At 60.2% G+C, this 14,948-nt stretch carries 16 protein-coding genes and 1 tRNA gene; 13 read left to right on the forward strand and 4 right to left on the reverse strand.

The window, feature by feature from the left end:
* Positions 1–23: 23 nt before the first annotated feature.
* The 7 genes from iscU to BPRO_RS10870 all read left to right on the forward strand — a co-directional run bounded on the left by iscU (position 24) and on the right by BPRO_RS10870 (position 4,537).
* Entirely contained in the window at positions 24–410 is a 387-nt protein-coding gene (gene iscU, locus BPRO_RS10840) for a Fe-S cluster assembly scaffold IscU (RefSeq protein WP_011483104.1), read from the forward strand.
* 29 nt (positions 411–439) lie between these two features.
* Entirely contained in the window at positions 440–763 is a 324-nt protein-coding gene (gene iscA / locus BPRO_RS10845; protein WP_011483105.1) for an iron-sulfur cluster assembly protein IscA, read from the forward strand.
* A gap of 87 nt (positions 764–850) precedes the next feature.
* Positions 851–1,369, forward strand: a complete 519-nt coding sequence (hscB, locus tag BPRO_RS10850) for a Fe-S protein assembly co-chaperone HscB (RefSeq protein ID WP_011483106.1) — start codon at positions 851–853, stop codon at positions 1,367–1,369.
* A gap of 20 nt (positions 1,370–1,389) precedes the next feature.
* Positions 1,390–3,252: a Fe-S protein assembly chaperone HscA gene (hscA, locus tag BPRO_RS10855; protein ID WP_011483107.1), complete on the forward strand. Its 1,863-nt coding sequence runs from the start codon at positions 1,390–1,392 to the stop codon at positions 3,250–3,252.
* 41 nt (positions 3,253–3,293) lie between these two features.
* Positions 3,294–3,632 (forward strand): ISC system 2Fe-2S type ferredoxin, encoded by a 339-nt coding sequence (fdx, locus tag BPRO_RS10860; RefSeq protein WP_011483108.1) that lies wholly within the window; start codon positions 3,294–3,296, stop codon positions 3,630–3,632.
* A 77-nt stretch (positions 3,633–3,709) separates the two neighbouring features.
* Positions 3,710–4,414, forward strand: a complete 705-nt coding sequence (gene dnaQ, locus BPRO_RS10865) for a DNA polymerase III subunit epsilon (protein ID WP_011483109.1) — start codon at positions 3,710–3,712, stop codon at positions 4,412–4,414.
* A 48-nt stretch (positions 4,415–4,462) separates the two neighbouring features.
* Positions 4,463–4,537: transfer RNA gene (locus BPRO_RS10870), tRNA-Val, on the forward strand.
* Between the two features lie 188 nt (positions 4,538–4,725).
* Here BPRO_RS10870 and BPRO_RS10875 read toward each other — a convergent pair.
* From BPRO_RS10875 to BPRO_RS10890, 4 genes are all read right to left on the reverse strand, one after another.
* On the reverse strand, positions 4,726–5,238 hold the full coding sequence (locus tag BPRO_RS10875) for a CBS domain-containing protein (RefSeq protein ID WP_011483110.1): 513 nt from the start codon (positions 5,236–5,238) through the stop codon (positions 4,726–4,728).
* A 326-nt stretch (positions 5,239–5,564) separates the two neighbouring features.
* Positions 5,565–7,253, reverse strand: a complete 1,689-nt coding sequence (locus BPRO_RS10880; protein ID WP_011483111.1) for a PhoH family protein — start codon at positions 7,251–7,253, stop codon at positions 5,565–5,567.
* A gap of 179 nt (positions 7,254–7,432) precedes the next feature.
* Positions 7,433–7,909, reverse strand: a complete 477-nt coding sequence (locus BPRO_RS10885; protein WP_011483112.1) for a peroxiredoxin — start codon at positions 7,907–7,909, stop codon at positions 7,433–7,435.
* A gap of 136 nt (positions 7,910–8,045) precedes the next feature.
* On the reverse strand, positions 8,046–8,444 hold the full coding sequence (locus BPRO_RS10890) for an Mth938-like domain-containing protein (protein WP_011483113.1): 399 nt from the start codon (positions 8,442–8,444) through the stop codon (positions 8,046–8,048).
* 241 nt (positions 8,445–8,685) lie between these two features.
* On the opposite strand from BPRO_RS10890, the gene BPRO_RS10895 reads away from it, so the two are divergent.
* The 6 genes from BPRO_RS10895 to BPRO_RS10920 all read left to right on the forward strand — a co-directional run bounded on the left by BPRO_RS10895 (position 8,686) and on the right by BPRO_RS10920 (position 14,948).
* The gene (locus tag BPRO_RS10895; protein ID WP_011483114.1) at positions 8,686–9,909 is read left to right on the forward strand and encodes a pyridoxal phosphate-dependent aminotransferase; all 1,224 of its coding nucleotides are present in this window, start codon (positions 8,686–8,688) and stop codon (positions 9,907–9,909) included.
* A 45-nt stretch (positions 9,910–9,954) separates the two neighbouring features.
* Positions 9,955–11,298 (forward strand): homoserine dehydrogenase, encoded by a 1,344-nt coding sequence (locus BPRO_RS10900; RefSeq protein ID WP_011483115.1) that lies wholly within the window; start codon positions 9,955–9,957, stop codon positions 11,296–11,298.
* Positions 11,299–11,375: 77 nt separating this feature from the next.
* Positions 11,376–12,803: a threonine synthase gene (gene thrC / locus BPRO_RS10905; protein WP_041389618.1), complete on the forward strand. Its 1,428-nt coding sequence runs from the start codon at positions 11,376–11,378 to the stop codon at positions 12,801–12,803.
* Positions 12,804–12,881: 78 nt separating this feature from the next.
* Positions 12,882–13,415 (forward strand): molybdopterin-guanine dinucleotide biosynthesis protein B, encoded by a 534-nt coding sequence (mobB, locus tag BPRO_RS10910; protein WP_011483117.1) that lies wholly within the window; start codon positions 12,882–12,884, stop codon positions 13,413–13,415.
* Entirely contained in the window at positions 13,412–14,686 is a 1,275-nt protein-coding gene (gene glp, locus BPRO_RS10915; protein WP_011483118.1) for a molybdopterin molybdotransferase MoeA, read from the forward strand. Before mobB ends, glp begins: the two co-directional genes overlap by 4 nt.
* Positions 14,687–14,696: 10 nt before the next feature.
* Positions 14,697–14,948 (forward strand): MoaD/ThiS family protein, encoded by a 252-nt coding sequence (locus tag BPRO_RS10920; protein WP_011483119.1) that lies wholly within the window; start codon positions 14,697–14,699, stop codon positions 14,946–14,948.

Consider the following 14,948-nt stretch of genomic DNA (forward strand, 5'->3'; position numbering starts at 1 on the left):
GACAGCTTTAAGAGGTAAACAAAATGGCATACAGCGAAAAAGTGGTAGACCACTATGAAAATCCCCGCAATGTCGGCTCTTTTGAAAAGGGCGACGACTCGGTAGGTACCGGCATGGTGGGTGCGCCCGCTTGTGGCGACGTGATGAAGCTGCAGATCAAGGTCAATCCGGCCACCGGTGTGATCGAAGATGCGCGTTTTAAAACCTATGGTTGTGGTTCTGCGATTGCTTCCAGCTCGCTCGTGACCGAGTGGGTCAAGGGTAAAACGCTGGACGAAGCGGCAAGTATCAAGAACAGCGCCATTGCTGAAGAACTGGCTTTGCCGCCGGTCAAAATTCACTGCTCCATTCTGGCGGAAGACGCCATCAAGGCTGCCGTGAACGACTACAAGCAAAAGCACGCACACTGATAGTCCTGCCTAATTTTTGAGTCATTGAAATGTCCGTTACTCTCACCGATGCTGCTGCCCGTCACGTGACCCGCTATATGGCCAAGCGCGGGAAGGGCGTGGGCGTGCGTTTGGGCGTCAAGACCACAGGCTGCTCGGGTCTGGCATACAAGCTTGAATATGCCGACGAGATCGCGCCTGAAGATGTGGTGTTTGAAGACAACGGCGTCAAGGTGCTGGTGGATCCCAAAAGCATGGCCTACATCGACGGCACCCAGCTTGATTTTGTGCGCGAGGGTCTGAACGAAGGCTTCAAGTTCATCAATCCCAACGAGCGTGATCGCTGTGGTTGCGGTGAAAGCTTTCGCGTTTGACGGGCGCACTTGCGCTAGCCCCGACATCCAGTACAGCCGTTTTTGCAGAGCCGCCTTCACTGACTGTGCTGGCGGCTTTTTCTTGACATGAACCTTCACTCCACCGATTTCGAACTGTTTGGCGTGCCTGTGCAGTTTGCGCAGGATCGTGCCGTGCTTGATGCTCGCTGGAAAGAGCTGCAGCGTGAGGCACATCCGGACAAGTTTGCAGTCCAGGGCGCGGCCGCCCAGCGTGTGGCCATGCAATGGTCGGTACGCATCAATGAGGCTTACCAGCGGCTCAGGGATCCCTTGAAGCGCGCCAGCTACCTGCGCGAGTTGCATGGGGCTCCGATCCAGGCCGAAAAAAATACGGCCATGCCACACGATTTTCTGGTCCAGCAAATGCAGTTGCGTGAAGCGCTGGATGAAGCCCAAACCGTTGAGGATCTGGAGGATATTGCCTCCGAGTCCCTATTGACTGCGGAAAAGCAGCTATCAAAAATAGAGCGCGCTCTTGACATCAACAAGGACTTTGCCACTGCGGCGCAGCAGGTCAGAAGCCTTATGTTTATTGAGCGTTTTGCCAGCGAGGTGGATGCGCGCATCGACCAGCTGGGACAATGAAGAATCATCCGAAGAACGACATGGCACTCCTGCAGATATCCGAACCCGGCCAGACGCCAGATCCGCACCAGCGGCGCATTGCCGTTGGCATCGACCTGGGCACGACGCACTCCCTGGTTGCCAGTGTGCGCAATGGTGTCTCTGAGTGCCTGCCTGACAACGAAGGCCGCGTGATTTTGCCCAGCGTGGTGCGCTATCTGGACGCCAATCGGCGCCAGATCGGTTTTGAGGCGCTGGCGGCACAGGTTGAAGACCCCGGCAACACCATTTCGTCGGTCAAGCGCCTGATGGGGCGGGGCATTGACGACATTGGCAGCCGCGCGCAGTTGCCCTACCAGCTCAACGACAAGCCGGGCATGGTCACGCTGCAGACTGTTGCGGGAGAAAAGAGCCCGGTCGAGATCAGCGCTGAAATTCTGGCTACGCTGCGTTATCGCGCCGAAGACACCTTCAATGATGATATTTACGGTGCCGTGATCACGGTGCCCGCGTATTTCGACGAGGCCCAGCGCCAGGCGACCAAGGACGCGGCGCAACTGGCCGGCCTGAACGTGCTGCGTCTCATCAACGAACCCACGGCGGCTGCAATCGCTTACGGCCTGGACAATGCCAGCGAAGGCGTCTATGCCGTCTACGACATGGGCGGGGGGACGTTTGATATTTCCATCCTGCGCCTCACGCAGGGCGTGTTTGAGGTGGTGTCCACCGGTGGCGACTCTGCGCTCGGAGGCGACGATTACGACCGCGCGCTGGTGGACTGGGTGCTGGCCAAAGCCGGCCTGGCGGCCGACGTCCTCACGCCCTCGGACAAGGCGGCCCTGCAACGGGCAGCGCGCGCCTGCAAGGAGGCCTTGTCTGCCGCAGATTCGGCCCCGTTTTCCGTGCAGCTGGCTAAGGCGCTGGTCAATCTGGAGATGAAGGCGGAAGATTTTGAGGCGGCAACCGCTCATCTGACGCAGCGCACACTGTCGGCCGTGCGCAAGGCCTTGCGCGATGCCAAACTGGGCAAGGATGAGATTCACGGCATTGTGCTGGTGGGCGGTTCCACGCGCATGCCTCAGGTGCGCAAGGCGGTGGCCAGTTTCTTTGGCCGTGAGCCTTTGACCAACCTCAATCCCGACGAGGTGGTGGCCCTCGGCGCTGCCATTTCTGCCAACCAGCTGGCTGGCAACCATGGCGGGAGTGATTTGCTGCTTCTCGATGTGATTCCACTCTCGCTGGGTATTGAGACCATGGGCGGACTGGTCGAGCGCATTGTGCCGCGCAACCAGACCATACCGACGGCGATGGCGCAGGACTTCACCACCTACCAGGACGGCCAGACCGCGCTCGCCCTGCATGTGGTGCAGGGCGAGCGTGATCTGGTGGCTGATTGCCGCAGCCTTGCCCGCTTCGAGTTGCGCGGCATACCCCCCATGGCCGCCGGTGCTGCGCGCATCCGTGTGACCTTCACCGTGGATGCGGACGGCCTGCTCAGCGTCAATGCCAAAGAGCAGGGCAGCGGGGTGGAGGCGCGCATTGATGTGAAGCCTTCCTACGGCCTGTCTGATGACGAGATTGCCCGCATGCTGCAGGAGAGTTTTTCCACCGCCCAGCAGGACATGCAGGCGCGTGCCCTGGCCGAGGCGCAGGTCGACGCCGACCGCATGATTCTTGCCACCCAGAGTGCGCTGGCGGCGGACGCGGACCTGCTGAGCCCCAATGAACGGGCGCAGATTGACAACCTGGTCGTCGGACTCACCGATGCGCGTGCCCATGGCGACGCCGCCACCATTGAAGCCGCCACCCAGGCGCTGGCCAAAGGCACCGAGTCCTTCGCGGCGCAACGCATGAACCGCGGCATTCGACAAGCCCTGGCGGGGAAAAACATCGAGGCGGTCTGAGCGAGCGTCTGCGCCAAGCCCCAACAAGTCAGGTTGACACCATGCCCATCATCAAAATATTGCCCCATTCCGAATACTGCCCCGAGGGCGCTGAAATTTCGGCGCCCGCAGGAACGTCCATCTGCGAGGCCTTGCTCGACAACCAGATCAATATTGAGCACGCCTGCGACTTGAGTTGCGCCTGTACCACCTGCCATGTGATCGTGCGCGAAGGTTTCAACTCCCTCAACGAGCTCGACGAAAGCGAGGAAGATCTGCTCGACCGCGCCTGGGGACTGGAGCCCAATTCCCGCCTGAGCTGCCAGGCGTTTCTGGCGCAGACCGATGTGACGGTTGAAATACCGAAATATTCCATCAATCACGCCAAGGAAAACCATTGACAGTGCGGCTGGCCTGAAGTGAAAAACCGGGTCTTCGGACCTGAAGGCGGCACTGCTGAAGAGCGATAATCCAGGCCATGCGACAAATCGTTCTAGACACAGAAACTACGGGTCTTTCCGCTGAAAACGGCGACCGCATCATTGAAATCGGCTGCGTGGAGCTGGTGGGTCGCAAGCTCACGGGCAACAACCGGCATTTTTACCTGAACCCCGAGCGCGACAGCCATGAGGATGCGCTCAAGGTGCACGGCATCAGCAATGAGTTTTTGAAGGACAAGCCCAAGTTTGCTGCCGTGGCCGACGAACTGCTGGAGTACCTGCAGGGCGCCGAGATCATCATCCACAACGCGCCCTTCGACGTGAGCTTCCTCAACAAGGAACTGGAGCTCATCGGTCGGGACCCGATCCGGCACTGCGTGGCCAAGGTGACGGACAGCCTGATGATGGCCAAGGAACTGTTCCCGGGCAAGCGCAACTCGCTCGACGCGCTGTGCGACAGGCTGGACGTTGACAATTCGGGCCGGACGCTGCACGGGGCTTTACTCGACGCCGAACTGCTGGCCGATGTGTACATCAATCTCACGCGGGGGCAAAACTCCCTGATGATGGACGTGGGTGGTCCGGCGCAGGACGGCGACACGCCCCCGCTGATTGACCTGAGTGCTTTTGCTTTGCCACTGCTGTTGGCCAATGACCAGGAAATTGCCGCGCATGAAGTATTGCTGGCCGATATTGACAAGGCCAGCAAGGGGAAAACAGTTTGGCGTGCCGCCACGGTCTAGGCCGGAAAATCACCCAAAAACAGCCTATAATCGAAGGCTGACCAAATAGGGCGGTTAGCTCAGGGGTAGAGCACTGCATTCACACTGCAGGGGTCGCAGGTTCGAAGCCTGCACCGCCCACCAGAATTCTTGAATTCAAAAGACTTGCGCTGACCGCAAGTCTTTTTTTTGCCTGCGTGAAGCAGTCACCAACCGGGCCAAAGACCGCTATATCGCTGCAGCATACGCTATCGGGCAAACCCGTCTGGTCTTCTTGCTGCTGCCTCCCGTGTTCCCCACGCTTGAAAAGCGTGCCCGGAGCAAATCAGGCGTCAGCCTCTTTGTTTGCGTGGCGGCTTTCCGGTTGCCGAGCTGCCGTCCGCTTCACCGCTGGTTCGGGACTGGTTCGAACGGTCCGGCTCGGCTGGCAGCGAGATATTTCCCAGGGAGGCGGCCACATCGGCATCTTTATCGGGGTCCTTGGCCGCAATATCGCCCAGGGAAATAATTCCGACCAGCCGATCCTGATCATCAACCACCGGTAACCGGCGAATCTGGCTCTCAGCCATCTCGCTGAGAACTTCGTCCACGTCCTCGTTCTCGCGCGCCGTGCGCACGTTCGTGCTCATCAAGTCCGACAGGTCTGTGGTCTTTGCATCGAGTTCCTGCGCCACGCCGCGCACGACAATATCGCGGTCGGTCACCATGCCCACCAGCTTCTCGCCGTCGCAGACCGGAATGACGCCCACGTTGAGTTCATCCATGGCCCGCGCGGCGGATGTCACGGTATCGGCGGGCGTCAAGGTCCGCACGCCGCGAGTCATAAGGTCGGAAACTGTTGTCATCTCGAACTCCTTGAGTCAGGCCGGCACAGCGCCAGCGCGTGATTCAAGCCTAATAGGACTATCAGTCGAGCCTGTCGGCAAGCTCGCAAACCGGCGTAGGACTGGCGCTAAGACGGCAAGGGGCATGTCTTTCGGCGGGGGCCTGAGGGGGCCAATGCGGCATCGCGGCATCGTGTTGTACGACGGGAACTGGCGCTGCGGGAAGTTCAGGCTTAACCGGGGCCGTATTTTCAGGACTGAATTTCGGACGTAAAAAAGGCCAGGTCATGCAACCTGGCCTTTTTACTTTTTACGTTTCCCGATTCGCTGTCGCGTTGCCCCGGCGGCTACAGCACCTCACTGGCAAAGTCGGCCAGCCGTGAGCGTTCCCCTCGCGCCAGCGTGATGTGCCCGCCATGCGGCCAGCCCTTGAAGCGATCGACCGCGAATGTCATTCCCGAGGAGCCTTCGGTGAGGTAGGGGGTGTCGATCTGCGCCAGGTTGCCCATGCAGATGATCTTGGTACCGGGGCCGGCTCGGGTGATGAGGGTCTTCATCTGCTTGGGTGTCAGGTTTTGTGCCTCGTCGATGATGACGTACTTGTTGAGGAAGGTGCGGCCGCGCATGAAGTTCATGCTCTTGACCTTGATGCGCGAACGGATCAGCTCGTTGGTGGCTGCGCGTCCCCACTCGCCGGAACCACTGTCGGTTTTACCCAGTACTTCCAGGTTGTCGTCAAGCGCGCCCATCCATGGACCCATTTTTTCCTCTTCGGTGCCCGGCAAAAAGCCAATGTCTTCACCGACCGAAACGGTTGCTCGCGTCATGATGATCTCGGTGTAGCGGCGGTCGTCAAGCACCTGCGTGAGACCGCTGGCCAGCGCCATCAGTGTTTTTCCGGTACCCGCCGTACCAGCCAGCGTCACGAAATCCACTTCAGGGTCCATCAGCAGGTTCATCGCAAAGTTTTGCTCGCGGTTACGCGTGGTCACGCCCCAGACCGCATTTTTCAAATGGTTGTAATCCTTGAGGGTTTTCAGCACAGCTGTTTTGGCCCGGATTTCCGTGACTCTGGCATACAGCGGGGGCTCTCCAGGGGCCTCAAAAAAGACAAACTGGTTGATCAGCAGGCTGGCCACGATAGGGCCGGTGATCCGGTAAAAAGTGTGGCTGCCCTGCTGCCAGCTTTCAATCGTCTTGCTCTGCCGTGTCCAGAAGTCAGCCGGCAGCGCGAGCGAACCGGCATAGAGCAGGTCGCCGTCTTCCAGCGTCTTGTCGTTCTGGTAGTCATCCGTGGCCAGGCCCAGCGCACGCGCCTTGACGCGCATGTTGATGTCCTTGGACACCAGCACCACTTCACGCGGCGCATATTCCTTGCGCAGGGCCTCGACCACGCCCAGGATCTGGTTGTCGGCCTTGCCCTGCGGCAGGCTCATCGGCAACGTGTAGTCCATCGGTTTGGTCTGGAAAAACAGGCTGCCGCCTGCCTCCGGGTGGCCGGTGGTGTCCAGTTTGAGGCCCTTGCCAATGTCGGCGCCTTGGGCGCCGGCCAGTGCATCCAGCGTGCGGCTGGTCTGGCGCGCATTGCGGGCCACCTCGGTCATGCCTTTTTTGTGCCCGTCCAGCTCCTCGAGCACGATCATCGGCAGAAAGATGTCGTGTTCTTCAAAGCGGAACAGGCACATCGGGTCGTGCATCAGCACATTGGTGTCGAGCACAAACAGCTTGGCGGGACCGACATGTTTGGTCTTTTTGGGTTTGAGTGCTGGCTGGGGCAGTGGAATGCTCTCTTTTTCATAGCTGTCTTCGCCAGTTCTTCCGGGGCGGGGAGGCTCTTTGCCTTTGTAAGCGACGGGATGATCGCCACCGCCGGCCGTGACTGTACGGTTGTCAAACAGATCCAGCACCGGGGGTTTGCGGCCTGAGTCGGCGTTGTCCGTCTTTCGTGCAGCCTTGGAGGGTGAACGGGCGGGAGCATCCAGGACGTCGGTGGAGAGCAGGGCGGCACGTTTGGTCGGGGCGGGGGGCAGGGGCATGGTGCTTAAAACTCTCTTGAAAGGTGGTTCCAGAAGCAAAAAAGCCGCCTCAAGGCCGGGGCGGCTTTTTGTTTTGACGCAGTTGCGAAGGTCAACAGCATGAGTTCATTATGCACAACTGATGTGGCAGGGCAATCCAGTGTTGCCGGGCACTGTTGCGAACTGGCGTCAACAGGCTTTCAGGCAGCCTTTTTAAGGGCTTTGACGGCCTTGAGGACATCGTCGACATGGCCAGGCACCTTGAGGCCGCGCCATTCTTCCTTCAGCTGTCCATCGGCGCCAATCAGGAAAGTGCTGCGCTCAATGCCCTTGACCTTTTTGCCGTACATGATCTTGTTCTTGACCACGCCGAACATGTGGCACATTTTTTCTTCGGTATCTGCAATCAGCTCGAAGGGGAGTTCCAGCTTGGACTTGAATTCGTCATGCGATTTCATGTTGTCGCGCGAGACGCCAAAGACGGTGGCGCCGGCTTTGACGAAGTCCTTGTAGTGGTCACGGAACTGCATGGCTTCGGTGGTGCAGCCGGGGGTGTTGTCCTTGGGGTAGAAGTACAGCACGACGACTTTTCCCAGATGGGACTGGTTGGACACCTTGATGCCACCCGTGGCGTTCGCTTCAAATTCGGGGAGTGGTTTATTGACGACGACTGCCATACTGAGTAGACCCTGACGAAAGTAGTTGTAATTAGCCGTGGCTATAGGCAATGCTTCATGCTCACAGCCGCGGTGTTGATCCCGACGGTCTGCGACCAAACGCAACCCTAGATTTTACCCTGAAAGAGCCGGTCTTTCAGTCGGCCGTCCCTTCTCTTTCAATCAGCAGGGCCGCGATGACCTGGCGGCCTTCGCCTGCGAGGATGTTGTAGGTACGGCAGGCTGCCAGCGTGTCCATGGTTTCAAGGCCTATGCGCTTGTCCATCAAAGCCCGTAAATAGGCCGGAGGCGGGAAGCGCAGGCGCGTACCGCTGCCGAAAATCACCAGTTCGGGCTGGGTTGTTGCAAGCAGCGCGAAATGCTCCGCGGTGAGTTCGTCAAAGCTTGCGCAATTCCAGTCGAATTTCTCGCCGCGCGAGCCAATCACGATGCTGTGTTCGATTTTTTCAGCCACGCCGTTGTGCCCCAGGCCAACCCATCCGGGGCCATAGCCGAGGATGGCTTGCACGTCGAGACGGTCTGGTTGAAGTTTCATGCGGGATTGGAGGGTTCAGGGATTCAGGGATTCAGAAGTTCAGGAAGACCTGTAGCGCTGGAAAATGGGCGGCGGGCAAGGGCCATTTGCCTGTGAAACGCGGGCGAAATACGCGTTTTATGTGGTCAAATTATAGATTCCGCCCGAATTTCCCGTTTTCGCACTGACCTTGCCCCGCCTGCCAGTGTGTTTGTCGGCCTGTTTGACGGTGTGGCCCCGGCCGCCTATCCCACAATGCAACATGAAACCGATCACTAAATCTGCCAAATTGGCCAACGTGCTCTACGACATCCGCGGCCCCATCATGGACGCCGCCAAGCAGATGGAAGAAGAAGGGCACCATCTCATCAAGCTCAACCTGGGCAATCTGGCAGTGTTCGGTTTCGATGCGCCCGAGGAAATCCAGCAGGACATGATCCGCAACCTGCCCTCGTCTGCCGGCTATTCAGACAGCAAGGGTATTTTTGCGGCGCGCAAGGCGGTGATGCACGAGACCCAGAAGCAGGGCATCAGCGGCGTGACGCTCGATGATATTTACCTGGGCAATGGCGCCAGCGAGTTGATCGCGATGGCCACCAACGCGCTGCTCGACGACGGCGATGAACTACTGCTGCCGACGCCTGACTATCCGCTATGGACCGCCTCCACCAGCCTGTCGGGCGGCAAACCGGTGCACTATCTCTGCGATGAGGACAACGGCTGGATGCCCAACCTTGACGATATTCGCGCCAAGATTACGCCCAAGACCAAGGGCATTGTGGTCATCAATCCAAACAACCCGACTGGCGCGCTGTATTCCGACGAACTTCTCAAGCAGATCGTGGAGATCGCCCGCACCCATGGCCTGGTGATTCTGGCCGATGAGGTCTACGACAAGGTGCTGTATGACGGGGCCCACCATACCGCCATCGCCAGCCTGTCGACGGACGTGCTCACGCTGACTTTCAATTCGCTGTCCAAGAGCTACCGCTCCTGCGGCTATCGCGCAGGCTGGCTGGTGGTGTCCGGCCCCAAGAAGCGGGCGGAGGACTACATCGAGGGCCTCAACATGCTGGCCAACATGAAGCTGTGCTCCAACGTGCCGGGCCAATGGGCCATCCAGACGGCCCTGGGTGGCTACCAGAGCATCAACGACCTGACGGGCGAGGGCGGGCGTCTGCGGCGCCAGCGCGATCTGGCGTACGAACTGATCACCGCCATCCCGGGGGTGAGCTGCGTGAAGCCGAGCGCTGCCCTCTACATGTTCCCCAAGCTCGATCCGAAGGTTTATCCGATCAAGGACGACCGGCAGTTCTTCCTCGAGCTGCTCAAGGAAACCAAGGTGATGCTGGTGCAGGGCACCGGCTTCAACTGGGCATCGCCGGATCACTTTCGCATCGTCTTTCTGCCCCATGAGGAAGATCTGCGCGAGGCCGTGGGCCGGATTGCAAAATTCCTCGAGAATTATCGAAACAACAACATCTGAGCCGGTACTGGCAAGGACTGCAGATATTTTTGACTATTGAGCAACATGAAACCGAAATCGACAAATCTCAAATCCATCCAGGTCGGCTTGCTGGGCATAGGCACCGTAGGCGGCGGCGTGTTCAACGTATTGCGGCGTAATCAGGAAGAGATCCTGCGCCGCGCCGGCCGCGGCATTGAAATCACCATGGTGGCAGACCTCGACACCGCCCGCGCCCGGGCGGCCGTGGGCGACGGCGTGCAGGTGGTGGCTGATGCCCGCGCGGTGATCGCCAACCCGGAAATCGACATCGTGGTTGAACTGATCGGCGGGTACGGCATTGCCCGTCAGCTGGTGATGGAAGCCATTGAGGCAGGCAAGCATGTCGTGACCGCCAACAAGGCCTTGCTGGCGGTGCACGGTACCGAAATCTTTGCCGCAGCGCACCGCAAGGGCGTGATGGTGGCCTTTGAAGCTGCGGTGGCCGGTGGCATTCCCATCATCAAGTCGCTGCGCGAAGGACTGACGGCCAACCGCATCGAATGGATCGCCGGCATCATCAACGGTACGACCAATTTCATCTTGAGCGAAATGCGTGACAAGGGCCTGGACTTCGACGTGGTGCTCAAGGAGGCGCAACGCCTGGGTTACGCCGAGGCTGATCCGACCTTTGACATTGAAGGCGTGGACGCGGCGCACAAGGTCACGCTGATGTCGGCGATTGCCTTCGGCATTCCGGTGCAGTTTGACAAAGCCTATGTCGAAGGCATTACCCGGCTAGGTGCGCAGGACATCAAGTACGCCGAGCAGCTCGGCTACCGCATCAAGCTGCTGGGCATCACCAAGAATACCGCCAAGGGCATCGAGCTGCGTGTGCATCCCAGCCTGGTGCCGATGAAGCGCCTGATTGCCAATGTGGAAGGCGCGATGAACGCCGTGATGGTGCATGGTGACGCCGTCGGCACCACGATGTATTACGGCAAGGGCGCGGGCAGCGAGCCCACCGCCAGCGCCGTGATTGCCGACCTGGTGGACATTGCCCGCCTGCACACCGCCGACGCGGCGCATCGCGTGCCGCATCTGGCGTTCCAGCCCGATTGGATGAGCGACGCGCCGGTGCTCGCCATGGGTGATGTGGTCACCAGTTATTACCTGCGTCTTAAAGTGGCTGACGAAGCCGGTGTGCTGGCCAAGGTCACTGGAATTCTGGCTGACGCCGGCATCAGCATAGACGCCGTGTTGCAGCGTGAAGCCGACGAAGTGGGCGGCGAGGGCTCCACGCAAACCGATCTCATCATCCTCACGCACGATTGTGCGGAGGCGAAGATGAACGACGCGTTGGCGCAGATGCAGGCACTGCCCACGGTGCTGGCACCGATCACGCGTATCCGCAAGGAGGAACTGGCTTAAATGAAATTCCCCCACGTTCACTTTGTTCTCGCCCCCCCGGGGGGCGCATCGGCCTTCGGGCGGCCGGGCGGTCGATGATGCGCTACATCTCCACCCGCGCCGCATCCGGCGATATGGCTGACCGCAAGCGCTTTTGCGAAATCCTGCTTGAAGGTCTGGCGCCTGATGGCGGTTTGTACCTGCCGGAGCGCTATCCGCAGGTGGACGACGCGACGCTGACGAAATGGCGCGGCCTGTCCTATGGCGACCTTGCGTTTGAAGTCCTGTCGCTCTATGTCGACGATATTCCGCCGGCGGACCTGAAGGCGATCTGCGAGAAGACCTATACCGAAGAGGTTTTTGGAACGAAAGAGATCGTTCCGCTGAAAAAACTGCAAGAGGGCCTGTACCTCGAAGCCCTCTCGAACGGCCCCACACTCGCCTTCAAGGACATGGCCATGCAATTGCTGGGCAACCTGTTCGAGTACGAACTGGCCCGCCGCGGCGAAGAGCTGAACATCTTGGGGGCCACCAGCGGCGATACCGGCAGTGCGGCCGAATACGCGATGCGCGGCAAAAAGGGCGTGCGGGTTTTCATGACCTCGCCGAATGGCCGCATGAGCCCGTTCCAGCAGGCGCAGATGTTCAGCCTGCAGGACCCGAACATCCACAATCTCGCGCTGGAAGGCGTGTTTGATGACTGCCAGGACATCGTCAAGGCGGTGTCCAATGACCTGGATTTCAAGCGCCAGTACAAGATTGGCACGGTCAATTCCATCAACTGGGCGCGCTTGATGGCGCAGGTGGTGTATTACTTCGCCGGCTATTTCGAAGCCACGACATCGAACACCGAAAAAGTCAGCTTTACCGTGCCGTCGGGCAACTTCGGCAATGTCTGCGCCGGCCATGTGGCCCGCATGATGGGTTTGCCCATTGCCAAGCTGGTGGTGGCGACCAACGAGAACGACGTGCTGGACGAATTCTTTCGCACCGGGGTCTACCGCGTGCGGGCCGGCGCCGACACGCATGAGACCTCCAGCCCGTCAATGGACATTTCCAAAGCCTCGAACTTCGAGCGTTTTGTGTTCGACCTGCTGGGCCGGGACGCGACGCGCATCGCCGAACTGTTCGGAAACCGGTTGTCGGCACAGGGCAGTTTTGACCTGAGCGGCGATGCCGCCTTCCAGGCAGCCGCGCAGCGCTACGGGTTTGCCAGCGGCACGAGCACCCACGCCGACCGGTTGCAGACGATTCGCGACACCTTCCAGCGCCTGGGTACCATGATCGATACGCATACCGCCGACGGCCTGAAGGTGGCGCGTACGCACCTGCAGGTGGGTGTGCCCATGATCGTGCTCGAGACGGCCCTGCCGATCAAGTTCGCCGAAACCATCGAAGAGGCGTTGGGCCGCTTGCCGACCCGGCCCGCAAAGTTCGAAGGCATAGAGGACTTGCCCAAGCGTGTGCAGGTCATGCCCGCCGATGTTGACCTGGTCAAGGCCTATATCGCCAACAATGTGCATTGAGTGGCTCTCCAGTCCTTTTCGGACGGGCATTACCAGCCATTGAATCAGTAGCAAACCAGGATCGGTGAAAAACTGTTTATGAACGTGGTTGCATTTGCCGGCTATTCCGGCTCGGGGAAGACGACGCTGGTGGAAAGGCTGATTCCCGCGCTCAAGCTGCGTGGCCTGCGTGTCTCGGTCGTCAAACATGCGCACCACAAATTCGACATCGACCACCCGGGCAAGGATACCTACCGTCACCGGGAGGCCGGGGCCTTCGAGGTGGTTGTCGCGTCGGAAAACAGGCTGGCGCTGATCCGCGAATTCGAGCAGCCCAAGACCCTGTCGGTGCACCACCTGATTGCCGAACTGTACGAGGGTGTGGACTGGGTGCTGGTGGAAGGCTTCAAAAGCAGCGACCTGCTGAAAATAGAAGTCTGGCGTGCATCGTCCGGCAAGCCTGCACGTTATCCGGACGACGATTTTGTGGTGGCCATTGCGACCGATTCGCCGGAGCAACTGCCGCAAACCACCCTCAGGCCGGTGCTGGATTTGAACGATGTTGATGCCCTGGCGCAGTGGTTGATTGACAATCAGGAACGCTTTGCCTACCGCCCCGAGTCGTATGCATGAACACCTCCCGAGCCACCCCTACATCCAGCCCCGCTGCACCAGCTGCCCGTCCCGCGCTCAGGCCGCTTGACGACGCGCTGGCCGAACTGCTGACCCCAGCCCTGCCGCTGGCTGGCCCGGAAACGGTCTCGACGTTCGAGGCCGATGGCCGCGTGCTGGCCGAAGATGTGGTTTCCGCGCTGCAGGTGCCGCCCGAAGACAACAGCTCGATGGACGGATACGCCGTGCGCGCAGCTGAAGTACAGCACGCCGGCACGGCTTTGCGTGTGTCGCAACGCATTCCCGCCGGCAGTGCAGGCAGTGCGCTGGAGCCGGGCACGGCCGCGCGCATCTTCACCGGCGCGCCTATCCCGGCCGGGGCCGACGCGGTGGTGATGCAGGAAGACTGCGAAGTGCTGGCGGACCCGCAAGGTTTTATCCGCATCACGCAGGCGCCCAAACCCGCGCAGTGGATTCGCCGTGCCGGCGAGGATGTCATGCGCGGCGCCGTCGTGCTATCAAAAGGGGAACGACTAACGCCTGCCGCACTTGGGCTGGCAGCCGGTATTGGCAGGAATTTTCTGCAAGTGGCACGTCGGCCGCGGGTGGCACTGTTTTCCACCGGCGATGAGCTGGTCATGCCCGGCGAAGTTGCTCCAGAGCAGATGCGGCCGGGCGCCATCTACAACTCCAACCGCTTCTTCCTGCGCGCCTTGCTGTCGCGTCTGGGCTGCGAGGTGACCGACATGGGCATCGTGCCGGACCGGCGCGATGCCACGCTGGACGCGCTGCGCAGCGCCAGCCAGGCGCACGATTTGATCCTGACCAGCGGCGGCGTGTCTGTCGGTGAAGAAGATCACATCAAGCCTGCGGTGCAGCAGCTTGGGTCACTCGATCTCTGGCAGATCGCGATCAAGCCGGGCAAGCCGTTTGCCTATGGCAAGGTCGGGCCGGCGCACTTCATCGGCCTGCCGGGCAACCCTGTTTCCAGCTTCGTGACCTTCCTGCTACTGGTGCGGCCCTTTCTGCTCAAGCTGCAGGGTGCGAGCCAGGTGGCCATGAAATCAGTCACTGTTCCCGCTCATTTCAGCTGGCCCAGGGCCGACAAGCGCCGCGAGTTCCTGCGGGTGCGACGCAATGCTGCCGGCGGGCTGGACCTGTTTGCCAATCAGAGTTCTGGCGTACTGACCTCGGCGGTCTGGGGCGACGGCCTGGTGGACAACCCGGCGGGGCAGACCATCGCGCACGGCGACAGCGTACAGTTCATCCCGTTTTCGGAGCTTCTCTCGTGAAAGCCCATTCATGAAAGTCACGGTCAGGTATTTTGCGTCCATCCGTGAGGCCATCGGGCGGGGTAGCGAGTTGCGCGAAACCGCCGCCGGCACGCTGGCGGCCCTGCGCGACGAACTGCTGGCCGCCAGCCCCGCGCATGCCGACAGCCTGGCACGCGGCAAGTCTGTGCGCATGGCGCTGAACCAGGTCATGAGTGACGAGTCGGCCGTTTTAAGCGAAGGCTGCGAAGTCGCTTTTTTCCCGCCCGTCACCGGCGGCTGA

The organism is Polaromonas sp. JS666 (assembly GCF_000013865.1).
In the GTDB taxonomy this organism is placed as follows: Bacteria; Pseudomonadota; Gammaproteobacteria; order Burkholderiales; family Burkholderiaceae_C; genus Polaromonas.